The 16,720-nt window shown below is 39.3% G+C and carries 17 protein-coding genes; 12 read left to right on the top strand and 5 right to left on the bottom strand.

The window, feature by feature from the left end; translation table 11 throughout:
• Positions 1–72 precede the first annotated feature (72 nt).
• The 4 genes from FK004_RS09530 to FK004_RS09515 form a co-directional block, all read right to left on the bottom strand.
• Positions 73–825: a rhomboid family intramembrane serine protease gene (locus FK004_RS09530; RefSeq protein WP_108737060.1), complete on the bottom strand. Its 753-nt coding sequence runs from the start codon at positions 823–825 to the stop codon at positions 73–75.
• A complete protein-coding gene (gene mutL / locus FK004_RS09525) occupies positions 822–2,696 on the bottom strand; it encodes a DNA mismatch repair endonuclease MutL (protein ID WP_108738805.1) in 1,875 nt (624 codons plus the stop codon). Before mutL ends, FK004_RS09530 begins: the two co-directional genes overlap by 4 nt.
• 214 nt (positions 2,697–2,910) lie before the next feature.
• Positions 2,911–3,393 (bottom strand): 6,7-dimethyl-8-ribityllumazine synthase, encoded by a 483-nt coding sequence (ribH, locus tag FK004_RS09520; protein WP_108737059.1) that lies wholly within the window; start codon positions 3,391–3,393, stop codon positions 2,911–2,913.
• Between the two features lie 3 nt (positions 3,394–3,396).
• Positions 3,397–4,179: a tetratricopeptide repeat protein gene (locus FK004_RS09515; protein ID WP_108737058.1), complete on the bottom strand. Its 783-nt coding sequence runs from the start codon at positions 4,177–4,179 to the stop codon at positions 3,397–3,399.
• A 145-nt stretch (positions 4,180–4,324) separates the two neighbouring features.
• Between FK004_RS09515 and recF the strand changes: the two genes are divergently transcribed.
• The 6 genes from recF to FK004_RS09485 all read left to right on the top strand — a co-directional run bounded on the left by recF (position 4,325) and on the right by FK004_RS09485 (position 9,461).
• Positions 4,325–5,404: a DNA replication/repair protein RecF gene (recF, locus tag FK004_RS09510; RefSeq protein ID WP_108737057.1), complete on the top strand. Its 1,080-nt coding sequence runs from the start codon at positions 4,325–4,327 to the stop codon at positions 5,402–5,404.
• A gap of 144 nt (positions 5,405–5,548) precedes the next feature.
• A complete protein-coding gene (locus FK004_RS09505) occupies positions 5,549–6,223 on the top strand; it encodes a DUF2461 domain-containing protein (protein ID WP_108737056.1) in 675 nt (224 codons plus the stop codon).
• Between the two features lie 56 nt (positions 6,224–6,279).
• Positions 6,280–7,293 carry a UDP-N-acetylmuramate dehydrogenase gene (gene murB / locus FK004_RS09500; protein WP_108737055.1) on the top strand — a complete coding sequence of 338 codons (1,014 nt, stop codon included), beginning with the start codon at positions 6,280–6,282 and terminating at the stop codon, positions 7,291–7,293.
• A gap of 16 nt (positions 7,294–7,309) precedes the next feature.
• Positions 7,310–7,933, top strand: a complete 624-nt coding sequence (locus tag FK004_RS09495; RefSeq protein WP_108737054.1) for an FMN-binding negative transcriptional regulator — start codon at positions 7,310–7,312, stop codon at positions 7,931–7,933.
• A gap of 549 nt (positions 7,934–8,482) precedes the next feature.
• Entirely contained in the window at positions 8,483–8,842 is a 360-nt protein-coding gene (locus FK004_RS09490) for a hypothetical protein (protein WP_108737053.1), read from the top strand.
• Positions 8,843–9,029: 187 nt separating this feature from the next.
• Complete coding sequence (locus FK004_RS09485) at positions 9,030–9,461, top strand: hypothetical protein (RefSeq protein ID WP_157956067.1); 432 nt, start codon at positions 9,030–9,032, stop codon at positions 9,459–9,461.
• 79 nt (positions 9,462–9,540) lie between these two features.
• Here FK004_RS09485 and FK004_RS09480 read toward each other — a convergent pair whose 3' ends face one another.
• Entirely contained in the window at positions 9,541–10,752 is a 1,212-nt protein-coding gene (locus FK004_RS09480) for an IS256 family transposase (protein WP_108735429.1), read from the bottom strand.
• Positions 10,753–11,064: 312 nt separating this feature from the next.
• On the opposite strand from FK004_RS09480, the gene FK004_RS09475 reads away from it, so the two are divergent.
• The 6 genes from FK004_RS09475 to rluF all read left to right on the top strand — a co-directional run bounded on the left by FK004_RS09475 (position 11,065) and on the right by rluF (position 16,698).
• Complete coding sequence (locus FK004_RS09475) at positions 11,065–12,171, top strand: glycosyltransferase (protein ID WP_108737051.1); 1,107 nt, start codon at positions 11,065–11,067, stop codon at positions 12,169–12,171.
• Positions 12,162–12,716: an RNA polymerase sigma factor gene (locus tag FK004_RS09470; RefSeq protein WP_108737050.1), complete on the top strand. Its 555-nt coding sequence runs from the start codon at positions 12,162–12,164 to the stop codon at positions 12,714–12,716. The genes FK004_RS09475 and FK004_RS09470 overlap by 10 nt, the downstream gene beginning before the upstream one ends.
• A 226-nt stretch (positions 12,717–12,942) precedes the next feature.
• On the top strand, positions 12,943–13,791 hold the full coding sequence (locus tag FK004_RS09465; RefSeq protein ID WP_108737049.1) for an energy transducer TonB: 849 nt from the start codon (positions 12,943–12,945) through the stop codon (positions 13,789–13,791).
• A gap of 169 nt (positions 13,792–13,960) precedes the next feature.
• Positions 13,961–14,833 (top strand): lipoyl synthase, encoded by an 873-nt coding sequence (lipA, locus tag FK004_RS09460; RefSeq protein ID WP_108737048.1) that lies wholly within the window; start codon positions 13,961–13,963, stop codon positions 14,831–14,833.
• Between the two features lie 9 nt (positions 14,834–14,842).
• Positions 14,843–15,850, top strand: coding sequence for a type I glyceraldehyde-3-phosphate dehydrogenase (gene gap / locus FK004_RS09455; protein ID WP_108737047.1), 1,008 nt, complete (start codon positions 14,843–14,845; stop codon positions 15,848–15,850).
• Positions 15,851–15,882: 32 nt separating this feature from the next.
• Entirely contained in the window at positions 15,883–16,698 is an 816-nt protein-coding gene (rluF, locus tag FK004_RS09450; protein WP_108737046.1) for a 23S rRNA pseudouridine(2604) synthase RluF, read from the top strand.
• The last annotated feature ends 22 nt before the right edge of the window (positions 16,699–16,720 follow it).

Genomic DNA, 16,720 nt, shown 5'->3' with positions numbered 1-16,720 from the left:
CCCACCCTCATGTATCAAACGTGGTGTTGCCTTACTTATTGCTTGTTTACAGTATGCGAATACAGTTATCTTTTAATTCCACCGTTTATTGTCGAACTGGTTTTTCTTCCAGTACCACATCATTATAAACCCGGTTATAGCCCCTCCAATATGGGCAAAGTGTGCCACATTGCTACCACCCCCGAAAATTGAATTCCCGCTAAATCCGGAATATAAATCAACTGCAATAATACCCGGTACAAAATATTTGGCTTTAATTGGTATAGGAATAAACATCATCATCAGTTCTGCATTAGGAAACATGAAAGCAAAAGCAATCAATAATCCGTAAATAGCCCCGGAAGCACCTACCATTGGCGCACCAAAACTCATCTTAATATTTTCAATCCCATTAGGCGTCAAAAATGGGATCCAGTCCGGACTTAATTTCCCCTGATGATTTAAAGTCGCAATGATATCACTTTTGGCAAAACCATTGTCAACTAATACTGCAATGCTTTCATGAAAAGTAAAATAATTAACTGTCACCTGTAGCAAAGCAGCTCCGAGCCCACAGGAAATGTAGAAAAACAGAAATTTTTTAGATCCCCAAAATTGCTCCAACACACTCCCAAAGGAGAAAAGCGCGAACATATTAAAGAAAATATGCATTAGCCCCCCATGCATGAACATATGGGTTATCGGTTGCCAAAATTGAAATTTCGCATTTTCAGGATAGTAAAGCGACAAATACTGGTAAGCAACATCCCCCAACAAGTAGGTTCCTATAAAGAAAATAATATTAATAATGATCAGGTGTTTTACCGTCTCTGTAACATTCATCATATCGCGAATTTTTTATCTATATCTTCCACACTCATCGTGATGAAAGTTGGTTTATTAAAAGGTGAAACTCCGGGTTCTCTACAGGCAAAAAGCGAATTCACCAGGTTCTCCTGTTCCCTTTCGGTCAGTAATGTTCCTGTTTTTACAGCTAAACTTTTGGCCATCGATTTCGAAATGCTGTCGTTTTGGCTAAAACTGTTTTCAGGAATCCCGTCCTGCAGATCACTCAATAACTGTTCCAACAGTATCGAAACTTCACTTTCTGTCACATTGACCGGAAGCCCTGAAATCACGATACTATCGCTATTGATCTCTTCAAATATAAATCCGGTTTGTACCAGCGATTCCTGCAATTCCAGGATCAGCTCTATTTCTCCCGGAGAAAAATACAAATGCAATGGAAAAAGAAGCTGTTGGCTGGAAGCCTGAAGTACCGTAATATTCGTCAAAAACTGCTCATACAAAACCCTTTGATGTGCCCGTTGCTGGTCTAAAATCACCATCCCGGATTTTATCGGGCTCACAATATATTTTTTATGGATCTGATAGGTCGCATTGATCTTCTCTTCTACCTCACGCTCATTAAATAACGAACCCGTTACTTCTTCGCTTTCAAATTCCATTTCGGTGATTTCCGTCATACCGGAAAACTCTTCTGTTGTATTCTTCAATCCGACATACAATCCTTCCCAATGGGAAGTATCCGGCTTGCGATAGGAAGAGGAAGAAGATGAGGAATAGGAATTCTTAATCGGTTTTTCCGGAGAAAATGGATTAAAGGCGGCATCGACCTGGATCAAAGGCATGGAAGCATCTTTATTTTGATAGTCATAAGGCGTATCTAAATTAGAATCCCGGTCAAAGTCCAACACCGGAGCCACATTAAACTGCCCTAAACTGTGTTTGATCGAGGAACGCAATATCGCATAAAGTGCATGCTCATCGTCAAATTTTATTTCCGTTTTGGTCGGATGTATATTGATATCGATCGTATTGGGAGGTACATTCAGGTAGATAAAATAACTGGGCTGACAACCATCTTTCAGCAATCCTTCATAAGCAGACATAATTGCATGATGAAGGTACCCGCTTTTTATAAAACGGTCATTGACGAAAAAAAACTGCTCTCCCCTGTTCTTTTTGGCAAATTCCGGTTTCCCTACAAATCCCTGTATGGAAACGATCTCGGTACTTTCCTGGATCGGCACTAATTTTTCATTGGTTTTACCAGAAAAAACATTGACAATACGCTGCCTGAAATTAGAAGGTGGCAGGTTGAACATTTCGCTGCCATTATGGTACATTGTAAAATGGATATTGGCATGAGCCAATGCCACCCGTTGAAATTCGTCTACAATATGGCGTTGTTCCACCACTTCCGATTTCAGGAAATTACGGCGGGCAGGAATATTAAAAAAAAGATTCTTTACAGCAAAGGAGGTTCCTTTTGGCAAAACAGCTACCTCCTGAGAAACAAATTTGCTTCCTTCGATGATGATATGCGTACCCAATTCTTCCTGGTCCTGTTTGGTTTTCATTTCCACATGCGCGATCGCCGCGATGGAAGCCAAAGCCTCACCCCGGAATCCTTTGGTGTCCAGTGAAAACAAATCTTCCGCCAGCCTGATTTTAGAGGTGGCATGCCGTTCAAAACACAAACGGGAATCGGTTACTGACATTCCTACCCCATTATCAATCACCTGCACCAGGGATTTCCCGGCATCTTTAATGATTAATTTAATATCCGTTGCTTTCGCATCAACAGCATTTTCTAATAATTCTTTTACGACAGAAGCCGGACGCTGTACCACTTCACCGGCAGCAATCTGGTTCGCAACGTGATCCGGAAGCAATTGTATTATACTCGACATTTCTATTTGGGTTTCAGGTTTAAAATTTAAGGCTGAAGCCCTAAAAAATAAAGTTTTCAAAGTTAAGGAATTAATAGTACGATAAAAAAAACTATTCTCCGGAAACCCGGGTTTTTATCAACCATCACCATTCCGGCCAACTCCCCGAAACACAAAAGCCTGTACAACATCATGTACAGGCTTTTGTGACTAATTTTATTTTCGAAATTTTCTTTTATAAAAAAGGCGTCATTTTAATTGCTGCTACTGCCGCTTCCACGCCCTTATTTCCATGAATACCACCGCTTCGGTCAATTGACTGCTGCAGGTTATTATCCGTCAGCACACAGAAAATCACAGGCATTTTCCCCATGATATTCAGGTCTTTGATGCCCTGAGTCACGCCTTCACATACAAAATCAAAATGTTTGGTCTCGCCCTGAATCACACAGCCTATCGCGATAATGCCTGCAAGATGTGGCTGTTTCTCCATCATCTTACGGCTGCCATAGATCAGTTCGAAACTACCCGGAACATCATACTTAATAATATTTTCCGGCAATACCCCATTATCAATCAGCGTATCATAAGCCCCTTTAAAAAGGCCGCCCGTTACCTGTTCGTTCCATTCAGAAACAACAATCCCAAACGAAGACTGTGCTACGTTTGGGAGTTTTGTTTTATCGTATTCTGATAAATTTTTATTTTCTGTAGCCATAATTTATTGTGCCATTCCAATCAGGGCATCAATATTCGCTGCTTCAGGAGCAGTATCATATTTGTCCTGGATTTTAGTGAAATATTCTAAAGCTTTATCTTTTTTCTTTAATACCAAAGCTACTTGTCCTGCTTTTAGCAAAAAGCGTGGTGTAGTCAGGTCATTTTCATTGCTTGTTGCTGCTTTTTCATAATAGTCCAAAGCTTCTGGCAATTGATTGTTTTGAGCAAATGCATCTCCAATAGCTCCTTTAGAAAGTGCAGAAAGGAAAGCATCTTTAGAACTGAATTTTTCCAATTCTGTAATTGCTTCTTTATACTTGTGTAGGTTCAGGTAAGAGATTCCTGCATAGTAGTGTGCCAAGTTTCCTGCATCAGTACCAGAATAGTGTTCTGCTACTTTAAGGAAGCCCATTTTACCTTCTCCACCATTCAGCGCAAGGTTGTATAGGGAATCACTGGCTACACCATCAACAGCCTGCTGAAAGTATTGTTGTGCCTGAAACATTTCATTTGCAGCCACCTCTTCTTTTGGTTCTGCAACGAAACGGTCGTATGCAAAATATCCAACTGTAGCAAGAGCTAAAGCACCTACAATTCCAAAGATAATTTTTTGATTACCGGCAACCCATTCTTCAATTCTTGAAGCTCCAGTATCTAATGAATTAAACACTTCAGCTGTAGTACTGTCTTTTTCTGAAACTGCATCAATCGGGTCGTATTCTAAAACTTCTTTTTCTTGTTCTGGTTTTGGAGCTTTATATCCTCTCTTGTTATAAGTTGCCATTTACATTTAATTTAATGAGGTGCAAAAATAAAATTTTTATTCAAATGTAAAAGATGTTTTTTCGTTATTTTTCAATAATTTGCAGCTTCTTAGAAAAAAAGCGGTTAAAACCACAAAGTTCTCACTATCAGCACGGCATTTGCAGATGTATTTAAAAAAAATATCTTTATTCAATTACAAAAATTTTTCCGAAGCCTCTTTTGACTTTGACAGCAGGATAAATTGTTTTGTCGGCAGGAATGGCATTGGTAAAACCAACGTCCTTGATGCCATTTACCACCTATCGTACGGCAAAAGTTATTTCAATCCTTTGGCGGTACAAAACATCCGTCATGGAGAAGAGTTTTTTGTTATTGATGCCGAATTTGAAAAAAACGAGCGCACGGAACAAATCGTATGCAGCCTGAAAAAAGGACAAAAGAAAATCCTGAAACGCAATGGGAAAGCGTACGATAAATTTTCAGATCATATCGGTTTTATCCCATTAGTCATAATTTCCCCCGCTGATCGCGACCTGATCGTAGAGGGTAGTGAAACACGGCGGAAATTCATTGATAGCGTGATTTCACAACTCGACAACACCTACCTGCTACACCTGATTCAATATCAAAAAATATTGAGCCAACGGAATGCGCTATTAAAATATTTTGCCCTGAACCATGTATTTGAAAACGACACTTTGTCCATCTATGACGAGCAACTGGATGGATTAGGACAAAGCATTTTTGAAAAGCGGAAAGAGTTCCTGAAAAATTTCATTCCCATTTTCAACAAACACCACCAGGCCATAACCGATGGTGCCGAAACCGTACAAATTGTCTATGACAGTCAATTGCACGACAAGGAATTATTAGCTCTTTTCAAAGAAACACTCCCAAAAGACAGGGCATTGCAATATACCAGTGCAGGAATCCACAAAGACGACCTGTCCTTTGAAATTGACGCTTATCCCATTAAAAAATTCGGTTCCCAGGGACAACAAAAGTCTTTCCTGATTGCCCTTAAACTCGCGCAGTTTGAATTTGTAAAAAAACAAAGTGGTGTAAAACCAATTCTATTGTTTGATGACATCTTTGACAAACTGGACGAGATCCGTGTAGCGAAAATTGTCGAAATGGTCAACAATGACACTTTTGGGCAGCTTTTTATATCCGATACACACCCAGAGAGAACGGAAGCCGTAATCCAGTCGACGCATCAGAGCTACAAAATTTTCCAGCTGTAAATCCGTATCCAAGACCACAATCTGCATCCGTTTTACTTATGGTACTCCTACCCTTATTTCCCAGATTTCGCTTTTACCTTTTAGCATTTCCTTTTTTACCTTCTCATATTTTATCCTTACTTTTAATCTTCAAAAAATAAGATTATGCCTTCAAAAAAGATCATCCAATTCTTAGACGATATCAAAGCCAACAATAACCGGGAATGGTTCCACGCCAACAAATCCCGTTATGAAACCTACAAACAGGAATACCACACGTTAATTGAAAATGTATTGGCTGAAATGATCCCAAAAGACATTTCATTAGCAAATCTGGAACCTAAAAACTGTGCTTTCCGGATAGCCCGTGATATCCGTTTTTCAAAAGACAAAACACCGTACAAAACCCACATGGGCATTTGGCTTTCTCCGGGGACTAAAAACACCAATTTAGCCGGTTATTACATCCATATCGAAAAGGGCGCAAGCTTTATTGGCGGTGGTGTCTGGTGGCCTAATGCGGAAGACCTGAAAAAAATCAGGAAGGAAATCGCTTATTTCACCGAAGACCTTGATGAATTGTTAGCCGATAAAAATTTCAAAAAGGAGTTTGGCAGCCTGGAACACAACGATACCATTGCCTTAAAAAATGCACCAAAGGGCTACGAAAAGGATCATCCGGCCATTGAATTTTTAAAACTAAAAAGTTTTACAGCCATGCATAAACTGGACGACAGCCTTCTGACCGATCCTGATTTTGTCCAAGAAATAGCCCAGAAACTTATACTGCTGAAGCCCTTAAATGATTTTTTAAACCGCGCCCTCACCACCGAAGATTAATTATGAATTCCAAAAGGTTTCCATTACTTTTACGCCGATAAAAACTCAATTCATTCATGGAAATTCAGTCTCATTTTTCTTTAAAAAACTACAATACTTTTGGCATTGAAGCCAAAGCGCAAAAATTCATTTCGGTACATACAACTGACGAATTAAAAACGGTATTGGAGCAGCATCCGGATGACCCTAAATTCATTTTAGGCGGTGGCAGCAATATGCTGCTGACCCAGGATATCCACGCACTTGTTATTCATGTAGACCTGAAAGGAAAAAGAATTATTGAAACTTCCGATGATTTCGTGTGGGTAGAAGCCCACGCCGGCGAAAACTGGCATGAATTTGTTTTATGGACCATCAACCAGGATTTCGGCGGACTGGAAAACATGTCCCTGATTCCCGGAAATGTAGGCACAACACCCATACAGAATATCGGCGCTTATGGAACCGAAATCAAAGATACTTTTGCGTACTGCACGGCTTTGGAAATTGCCACATTACAAACCCGCACCTTTACCAAAGAAGAATGCGCTTTCGGATATCGGGAAAGTATTTTTAAAAATGAAGAGAAAAACAAATATATCATTACATCGGTTGTATTTAAGCTCACAAAACATTCCCATAAAATCAATGTTTCCTATGGCGATATCGCTGCCGAACTGACCCAAAAAGGAATTACAACGCCCACGTTAAAAGATGTGAGCGATGCCGTTACCGCAATTCGCCAACGCAAGCTTCCAGACCCGAAAGAATTAGGCAATAGCGGTAGTTTCTTTAAAAATCCGATACTTCCTAAAAACGATTTCGAACGCATCGTATCGTTGCATCCCGAAATGCCCCATTATATTATTTCAGACACGGAAGTAAAAGTCCCTGCAGGATGGCTTATTGAACAGGCAGGATTCAAAGGCAAACGTTTTGGCGATGCGGGAATCCATAAAAACCAGGCTTTGGTATTGGTAAACTATGGAAATGCCACCGGACAGGAAATCCTGGATGTAGCCCGAACGATACAACAAACCGTATACGATACTTTTGGAATCAAAATTGAAGCCGAAGTAAATATCATCTAAAAAACAATAAGGCTTCATGCACATTCCAGACCTTTACAAGAACGAAAACAAAGAAGACATCAGGCTTTTTTTAGAACAAAACAGCTTTGGCATATTAATCAACCAGCTGGACAGCAAATTATGGGCAACCCATATTCCACTGGAACTCGACATCAATGCTGACGGAAAGGAAGTACTGCAGGGCCATATTGCAAAAGAAAACCCCCAATGGCATAGTTTTGCCTCCAATCAGTCTGTACTGGCTATTTTCTCAGGGCCTCACAGTTACATTTCTCCTTCCTGGTACGATCATGAAAACGTCCCTACCTGGAATTATGCCGCAGTCCATGTCTATGGCACTATAAAAATCATCGAAGGTGATGCAGCCCTATCCTCCTTAAAAAAACTTATGGACAAATACGAGGCTTTCTCAGCAAATCCGGTGCATTTTGAGGATTTATCCAAATCATCCCTGCGCCAGGTGCGCGGTATTGTCGCTTTTGAAATTGAGATTACCAGTATCGAAGCCGTCAATAAGATGTCACAAAATCGCGATGCCAAAAACCACAGTAACATTATCACGGAATTAAACAAAACCGGATCTCCAGAAGCAGCCGCTGTTGCAGCTATCATGGCAAAATGCCCGATACAGCACAGTTAAAACAGCGCTTTTGTTTATTTTAAAAACAATCCTTCTGTTACACGATCCAAAAATAAATTCTCACGTCACAGGTAACAAACACTGGGAAAACATAATTATGCTTTATTTTTCTTACAACTAAAAGATTAAAATCAGTTTATTTTTCTATATTAGCAAAGGATTAACTTCCTACAAGTTAAGTCGTTATTATTATTTAAGCCCCAAATTTTAATCTAATGATATCAGAAAAAACATTCCTAACGTATTTTACCCTTTGCAGAATACATCATTCCGTCCATTTAGAATATTACACTATACTGCAACCTCCTACACTTTACAGTTAGCTACTGCTTTGACTTTAAAATAATCCGTATTGAGAGAAAACCTGTTTAGAATTACCAGACAGGATTCAAAAAATAATTGGCCTGTTTTTATGCACATTTATTTTAATCAGGAATCTAAAATCAAATTGGCACCAGTATAACTCATTATGGTTATTATCAGTAGCGCTTTATACGATATAGTACAACCTATATATTTAATTATTCAACCCCAAATTCCTATTTAATCATGAAAAAATTAATCTTTATGGTCGCTGCAGCAACGCTGTGCATTGCATGTGAAGCGAATGATGCTGTCACAGATCAGTCCGGCTACAACAAAAATGCTGAACATGCAAAATTTTCAAAAATGCAGAAAACAGAGGAAATGCAACGTTTTGAAAAATCCTTTGGTGATTACAGCAGACAGCTCGCCTCCGATCCTGCTTCCCGTCAAAAAGCCACAGTGGATCTTACTGAAAAAGCAAAAGAATACCTTGCCTATTACGGAGTAGCGACTACCGACATTCCGCAGGAAGACCTTCTTAAAGCTGCATTAGACAAACACCTGGAAATGATTCAAAAACTCAATAACAATTTAAAAAAGTAAAATCATGAAAAAATTAGCCCTATTTATTTGTTTATTGGTTTCCCTGTTTTCATTTGCTCAAAGAAGACCATTATATGTATCCAACTTAACTGATTACGACTTACGTTTTGAACCCCGAACGCATGATCTCAATGATCGATACCCTTTAGTTTATACGACATTATATACCGTAGGACCTTATAGCAACATGACGATCGTTAACAACTCGTTTAATGGTTTACCTTTTGCAAGCCTGCCCATAATCCCAACAGTAAGCGTCCTCCTTAGCGGGACCACATGGTCAACAATAACGAAACAGCTTGCACAGACTACCTATGGTCCTTCTCAAAAATGGCATGAAATCAAATTGGCCGCCGGAAACGGTGATGCAGTTGTCGCAGGATATCTTACTTATCCTTCACGCTACAATGACACAGAATATACTATGACAGAAGACGAGAGGAGTTATAAAAACAATGCTACAGGTGAGTTTTTCTTGAACTTCTACGATAGCACCGCCTACAATGACGTTTTACAATCGCCAACACCTTGGGGAACGGTACTTAAAGCAGTATGGACAGAGGTTATAAACCCTACCAACGGAAATGTTTCCAGCTACATTGTAATCACAGAGGAATAAAAATAATGGCGCCATTGCAATCAAATGGCGCCGTTTTTTAACTGAATTGAGACTGGTCGAAATTTTGTGTAAACAGTTCTTAGTGTTTAATATTACACCTTTCTCCAAATATGACCAAGAACTGATTCATGATTAATCCCCAGCTTGGTATTGCATTTATCCAGCTTTTTTCACAATTTTGTATTGCTAAATAGACTGATTTCTTGACGCTTTTTTCATCTGGGAACTGCACTTTTGTTTTGGTATATTTTCTAATTCCCCTGTTTAAGTTTTCTATTGTATTTGTGGTGTACATTATTTTCCTGATTTCAGCAGGATAGGCCAAAAAAGGCATGAGATTTTCCCAATTCTTTTCCCAGGAGCAAACGGCATATTTATATTTTGCTTCCCAGTTTTTTTTAAATTCAGCCAGAGCTAAAACGGCTTCTTCCTGATTTATTGCAGTATATACTTCTTTCATTGCACTGCAAAATGCTTTTCTATCCTTAACTACTACAAACTTAAGGCTATTCCTTATTTGATGAACAATGCAAAGCTGGGATTCTGTATTTGGAAAAACACCTCTGATAGCTTTTGTAAATCCGGTAAGGTTATCTGTACAGGCAATGAGAATATCCTTTACTCCACGAGATTTTATGTCAGAGAGTACAGTCATCCAAAATGAAGCCGACTCTTCTTTATTTAGCCACATTCCTAATACTTCTTTCTTACCATCTGTTTTTAGTCCGATTACAATGTAAATTGCATGGTTTTCATATTTCCCATCTGTTCTTACTTTCATATGCACAGCATCCATCCAAACAATCAGATACTGTGGTTCTAAAGCCCTTTTAGTCCATAAATCAACATCAGCCAGTATTCTATCAGAGATGGTCGAAATCGTGGACTCACTTACTGATATCCCATAAACTTCTTTAACTTGTTCTACAATATCACTACGGGTCATTCCACGACTGTACATTCCTAAAATAGCATCTTCAATCTTTTCACTCATCGATTGGCCTTTTCCGATGACCTGAGGCTCGAATTCACCATTTCTATCCCGGGGAATAGCCAGGACCATATTGCCCAAAGTCTCTGATTTTATATTCTTTGAGAAAGAACCATTACGGCTATTGCCTGTATTGTATCCGTCAATATTATGCTTCTCATATCCCAGATGAGCATCCAATTCTCCCTGGAGTAGCTGTTCAATGCCTTGTTTATACAGGTCTTGAAAAAAAGTATGGAAGTCTTCTTTGTTTTTAAATTGCTTTGCAAAATCTTTGGGTAATTTACCATCTTCGATCATAATCCGCTCTTTTTAAATTATTTAAATGTAGTTCTTTTAAATTCTATACTTAATGATCTGTTGTTTTTTGGCTAAGCCTTAAAATCTCAAATCAAATTAAAATCAATTTCTACGTTTACACAATCTAACGACTACTCCCACTGAATGCCTAAATTACCCTGATCAAAAAAACGACTCATGCCTTATTCCTATTTCTACGCTATTTTATACTTCAAAAATAAGCTCACAGTTAGCCCTTTTTATTACCTTTTCCATTCTAATATTCCATATTTGAGTTGTACATTTGCACACTTAAAAAAACGATAAGCCTATATGCTGAATATTATTTTTTATCTGTTTATTGGAATCACCGCAATCCAGTTTTGCTACTATATTTTTGTTTTTGGAAAGTTCTCTTTTGCCAAAGAGCAAAAAATTACCCCGAAGCGAATTCCGATTTCCGTAATCGTTTGTGCGAAAAATGAAGAAGATAATGTTGCCCGTTTCATCCCCCTTTTAGCAGAGCAGGACTATCCGGATTATGAGATCATATTAATCAATGATGCTTCCAGCGATACTACACTGGATATTTTTGAAGAATTCGAAAAACAATATGCGCATGTGCGTATCGTAAATGTAGAAAATAATGAAGCTTTTTGGGGCAACAAAAAATTTGCCCTTACCCTGGGGATCAAAGCTGCCAAAAAAGATTACCTCCTGTTTACCGATGCCGATTGTTACCCGCTATCCAAAAACTGGATCACGAATATGAGCTCCCAGCTTACCCTGCGAAAAACTATTGTATTGGGATATGGTGCTTATGAAAAAATAGCCAAATCATTCCTGAACAAAATAATTCGTTTTGAAACCATACTTACGGCTGTACAATATTTCAGCTGGGCCAAAGCCGGTCATCCCTATATGGGCGTGGGAAGAAATCTTGCGTATAAAAAAGAGGAGTTTTTCAATATGAACGGTTTTATCGACCACATGAAAATCCGTTCGGGTGATGACGACCTGTTCATCAACCAGGCCGCTACCGGAAAAAATACCGCTATTTGCTATAGCCCAGAAAGTTTTACATTATCGAAACCCAAAACCACTTTCAAAGAATGGTTCCAACAAAAAAGAAGGCATACGTCTACAGCTTCATTTTATAAAACGTTTGACAAAATGCAGCTGGGGTTATTCTATAGTTCCCAATTGTTATTTTTACTGCTGGCGATCCTGTTATTTTCTTTTCAATTTAACTGGAAATTTGTACTACCTATTGTACTTTTACGTTATACCTATGCTTATATCTCTTTGGGATATGCGGCTAAAAAATTAAATGAAAAAGATGTCATGTACTGGTATCCTGTAATTGAATTTATAATGGTATTTACCCAGTTGAATATTTTCATCACCAACACCTTCTCAAAACCAATGCATTGGAAATAAACATTCAAATAGAAAAAGCAAAAAAAGGCGACCAGAATGCCTTTACTTCCCTATTGGATTTTTATTGGAATGAAGTCTACGGTTTTATGCTTAAGCGCACTGAAAACGAGACGGATGCCGAAGATATTGCATTGGAAACTTTCGCTAAGGCCTTTGACAAGATAGCCACCTACAACCCTGAATTTCAATTCAATACCTGGCTGATTGCTATTGCCAAAAATGCCCATGTCGACCTGTTGCGGAAAAAGAAATCCCATCTTTTCTTGGATATCACCGACCAGGAGGACCAACAAGCCTATAACGTAGCCGACACCGCTCCTTCCCCTGAGGACAAACTCATTACCGAACAAAACCTTTCCATGCTACTCCAATGCATCAAGGAACTTAAATCGAATTACCAGGAAGTAATCCAACTCCGCTATTTTCAGGAAATGAGTTATCAGGAAATTGCCGATGAACTAAAGGAACCCCTCAGTAATGTTAAAATTAAACTGTTACGGGCCAAAAAATTACTCACCGAAATTATCACCAAAAGACATATATAATCTCCTGCAGGATTTTATAAAATACTGACTACAAAGACACTACCCCTGACAGGCCATTTCTATTTTAAAATACAACTAAGCATCTACCGCAAACAAGTTATTTTCAAAAATCCATTTTTTTGATTTGTTTTGTAAATTATTCCTAAACGTACACAATAATATCAAAATATTATTCGTTATTTTAACAAGAGCACTCTATTTCATCTCACCTTAAAAACGTATAGTTATGTCAAATCTCACTATTTTTAAAACCAATTGGAATGATCTTGTTTTTGAAGGCAGAAACAAATCTTACGGAGCCTATCAGCTCAGAAATGAAAATGACAGAACTACAATAAAAGCTTTCCTTTTAGGCACCTGCCTGATTGCTGCTTTTATTAGTATTCCGGTAATCAGTAATTACATGAAAGAGGCCATCGTAATCCCTACTAATCGTACGATAGATGATGTTCTTGTAGTCACTGATTTTCAAAAAATATATAACCCACCCGCTCCTACTGAACCTGTGGCTGCTCCAAAGGCAGTTGCCCCAAAAGCTATCCAAACGCAGACGAGCTACGTCGCTCCGGTAGTAACCAACACAACGGAAATCGTGAAAGAGCTTCCGACTGTTGCGGTATTGGAAACCACAAAAGCAGGTAGCACCGATGTGATTGGTAGCGAGAATGGCAGTGTGGTACTGGGAAGAGCCGGAGAAGGCAACGGCCCTGAAGTGCTGGGAGCTACTACCGGAACCGGTGATACTGAAGGAACTATTTACAATACTGCAGCTGTTGAAAAAATGCCCACCTACCCCGGAGGTATAAAACAGTTTCTTAGTGAGGTAGGCCGTAAATTCAAAGTACCAAGCAGTGCAGAAGAAAAAGTAACAACTGCACGCGTTTATGTGAATTTTGTAGTAGAAAGAGACGGGAGCATCTCCAATATCCAGGTGATTAAAGATCCGGGATACGGATTAGGACAGGAAGCCATCCGTGTTTTACGATCCATCAAAACCAAATGGACACCGGGAATGCAAAATGGCAAAGCAGTACGAACTGCCTATAACCTCCCCATTACTGTAAATGTACAATAAGCATAGTATGATAAAGCCAACAAAAGCAGGACAATAGTCCTGCTTTTGTCATTTTACCTCCCGATAGGACGCATTGATTTTCCAGTACTGAAACGTTGTTGCGAATTATTGGTTAAATTTTATGCATTCCAACAACATTCCTTATCTTTGTAGCTTGAAAATTGTGTCTATGGAAACTGTTTTAGAAACCAATATACTACCTGCACCAAAACCAAAATGGTTACGGGTAAAACTCCCAACGGGTCAAAAATATACTGAACTTCGCGGTTTGGTCGACAAATATAAACTGAATACCATCTGTACCTCAGGAAGCTGCCCTAATATGGGCGAATGCTGGGGAGAAGGAACAGCTACTTTTATGATTTTAGGAAATGTATGCACACGTTCCTGTGGATTTTGTGGTGTAAAAACCGGACGCCCGGAAACGGTTGACTGGGACGAGCCTGAAAAAGTGGCCCGCTCCATTAAAATCATGAATATCAAACATGCTGTAGTAACCAGTGTAGACCGTGATGACCTTAAAGATGGAGGTTCCATCATCTGGATCGAAACCGTTAAAGCCATCAGGCGGATGAACCCTAATACAACACTAGAAACCCTAATTCCTGATTTCCAGGGAATAGAGCGTAATATTGACCGTATTGTTGAAGCCAACCCGGAAGTAGTTTCCCACAACATGGAAACAGTTCGCCGCTTAACCCGTGAAGTACGGATTCAGGCGAAATACGACCGTAGCCTTGCTGTATTGAAATATTTAAAAGAACAAGGTATCAATAGGACAAAATCAGGTATCATGCTTGGACTGGGCGAAACGGAAGAAGAAGTAATCCAGACTTTACATGACTTACGCGATGCCAAAGTTGATGTGGTTACCATTGGACAATACCTGCAACCGAGCAAAAAACACCTTCCGGTAAAAGAATTTATCACGCCGGAGCAATTTGAAAAATACGAAAAAATAGGACTTGAACTTGGCTTCCGCCATGTGGAGAGTGGTGCTTTGGTACGTTCTTCTTATAAAGCCCAAAAACATATTCTTTAGTCACTTTAAATGAATACAAAAATCAAAGTTGCCATTAACGGATTCGGAAGAATTGGCCGTAATCTTTTCCGTTTGCTTTTAACCCATCCCGAAATAGAGGTGGTAGCGATTAACGATATCGCAGACAACCGGACAATGGCACACCTTATCAAATACGATAGCATTCATGGTGTTTTACCATTAGACGTAACTCATACTGAAGAAGCGATCTTAATCGATGGAAAGCCTTATTTATTTTTTCACGAAAAGAAAATCGCTAACCTGGACTGGAAAGCCCTGGATATTGATTTCGTAATTGAATCGACCGGGAAATATAAATCCTTTGAGGATATCAATGCCCATATTATTGCTGGCGCGAAGAAAGTAATCCTTTCGGCACCCGCAGAAACCGACCAGATTAAAACCGTAGTTTTAGGCGTTAACGAACACATCCTTGACGGTTCTGAAACCATAGTATCCAATGCAAGCTGTACCACTAATAATGCTGCACCGATGATTAAAGTCATCAATGAGCTTTGCGGTATCAAACAGGCCTACATCACGACAGTACATTCCTATACGACAGACCAGAGCCTGCATGACCAGCCCCATAAGGACCTGCGAAGAGCAAGGGGTGCTGCACAATCTATTGTTCCCACCACTACCGGTGCAGCAAAAGCACTAAATAAAATTTTCCCGGAACTGAATGATAAAATTGGAGGTAGCGGCATACGCGTACCTGTACCGGACGGCTCCCTAACCGATATTACCTGCTATGTTACCCGGGAAGTAAGCATTGAAGAGATTAATGCTGCTTTTAAACATGCTGCCGAAAACAGCCTTAAAGGCATATTAAGCTATACGGAAGACCCTATTGTATCTGTAGATATCATTGGCAATCCTAATTCCTGCCTTTTCGATGCGCAACTGACTTCTGTTATTGACAAAATGGTAAAAGTTGTGGGATGGTATGACAACGAAATCGGGTATTCGTCCCGTATTATCGATTTGATTTTATTCCTCAATAAAGCACACTAACAAACCACGATCTAAATACTTATTTTTGCTGTATGGAAGAGAATCTAAAACGTCTGAATAAATTTTTAGGAGAAACCGGCTATTGCTCCCGCCGTGAGGCAGACAAACTTATTGAAGAAGGCCGTGTGACCATCAATGGTATCGTACCGGAAATGGGCACTAAAGTATCGCCTGATGATGAAGTACGCGTTGACGGTAAACTTATATTGGAGAAAAGAGGCAAAAATATCTATCTGGCTTTTAACAAACCGGTAGGCATTGAGTGCACTACCAATCTTGACACGCCAAACAATATCGTTGATTATATTAATTACCCAAAGCGTATCTTCCCAATCGGACGATTGGATAAAGCGAGTGAGGGACTGATTTTTATGACAGATGATGGCGATATTGTCAACAAAATATTACGGGCAAGAAACAATCACGAAAAAGAATATACTGTTACCGTAAACCGCCCGATAACCGATCGTTTTATAGAACGGATGGGAAATGGTGTTCCTATTTTAGACACGGTAACCCGAAAATGCAAGGTGGAACAGGTAAGCAAATACATTTTTAAAATTATCCTGACCCAGGGATTGAACCGGCAAATTCGAAGAATGTGTGAATATTTAGGTTATGAAGTTGTCGCCCTGAAAAGAATCCGGATTATCAATATTTCCCTGGATATTCCTGTAGGCCGCTATCGTGAACTGACCGAGGCTGAAATTACTGAATTAAACCAGTTAATTGCTCCCTCTACTAAAACCGAAGAAGGTTCTTTACCGAAAGAGAATGCTCCAAGGCCTTTTGGCCGACCGGCACCAACACGGTACACTAACCGATCTGATGATAAAAGAAAACCCTAAACGAATCGTTTAGGGTTTTCTT

It is taken from the genome of Flavobacterium kingsejongi (genome assembly GCF_003076475.1).
GTDB classification, from domain to species: domain Bacteria; phylum Bacteroidota; class Bacteroidia; order Flavobacteriales; family Flavobacteriaceae; genus Flavobacterium; species Flavobacterium kingsejongi.
Note: the sequence above shows the minus strand (reverse complement) of the source record. Positions and strands in the feature narration are given on the sequence as shown.

Bases quoted from the DNA above. Each gene is read 5' to 3' on its own strand.
- FK004_RS09495 (WP_108737054.1), top strand. From the start codon at position 7,310: ATGCACATTCCAGACCTTTACAAGAACGAAAACAAAGAAGACATCAGG.
- FK004_RS09490 (WP_108737053.1), top strand. From the start codon at position 8,483: ATGAAAAAATTAATCTTTATGGTCGCTGCAGCAACGCTGTGCATTGCA.
- FK004_RS09530 (WP_108737060.1), bottom strand. From the start codon at position 825: ATGATGAATGTTACAGAGACGGTAAAACACCTGATCATTATTAATATT.
- FK004_RS09505 (WP_108737056.1), top strand. From the start codon at position 5,549: ATGCCTTCAAAAAAGATCATCCAATTCTTAGACGATATCAAAGCCAAC.
- recF (WP_108737057.1), top strand. From the start codon at position 4,325: ATGTATTTAAAAAAAATATCTTTATTCAATTACAAAAATTTTTCCGAA.
- FK004_RS09485 (WP_157956067.1), top strand. From the start codon at position 9,030: ATGACGATCGTTAACAACTCGTTTAATGGTTTACCTTTTGCAAGCCTG.
- FK004_RS09515 (WP_108737058.1), bottom strand. From the start codon at position 4,179: ATGGCAACTTATAACAAGAGAGGATATAAAGCTCCAAAACCAGAACAA.
- lipA (WP_108737048.1), top strand. From the start codon at position 13,961: ATGGAAACTGTTTTAGAAACCAATATACTACCTGCACCAAAACCAAAA.
- FK004_RS09465 (WP_108737049.1), top strand. From the start codon at position 12,943: ATGTCAAATCTCACTATTTTTAAAACCAATTGGAATGATCTTGTTTTT.
- ribH (WP_108737059.1), bottom strand. From the start codon at position 3,393: ATGGCTACAGAAAATAAAAATTTATCAGAATACGATAAAACAAAACTC.
- gap (WP_108737047.1), top strand. From the start codon at position 14,843: ATGAATACAAAAATCAAAGTTGCCATTAACGGATTCGGAAGAATTGGC.
- FK004_RS09480 (WP_108735429.1), bottom strand. From the start codon at position 10,752: ATGATCGAAGATGGTAAATTACCCAAAGATTTTGCAAAGCAATTTAAA.
- mutL (WP_108738805.1), bottom strand. From the start codon at position 2,696: ATGTCGAGTATAATACAATTGCTTCCGGATCACGTTGCGAACCAGATT.
- murB (WP_108737055.1), top strand. From the start codon at position 6,280: ATGGAAATTCAGTCTCATTTTTCTTTAAAAAACTACAATACTTTTGGC.
- FK004_RS09475 (WP_108737051.1), top strand. From the start codon at position 11,065: ATGCTGAATATTATTTTTTATCTGTTTATTGGAATCACCGCAATCCAG.
- rluF (WP_108737046.1), top strand. From the start codon at position 15,883: ATGGAAGAGAATCTAAAACGTCTGAATAAATTTTTAGGAGAAACCGGC.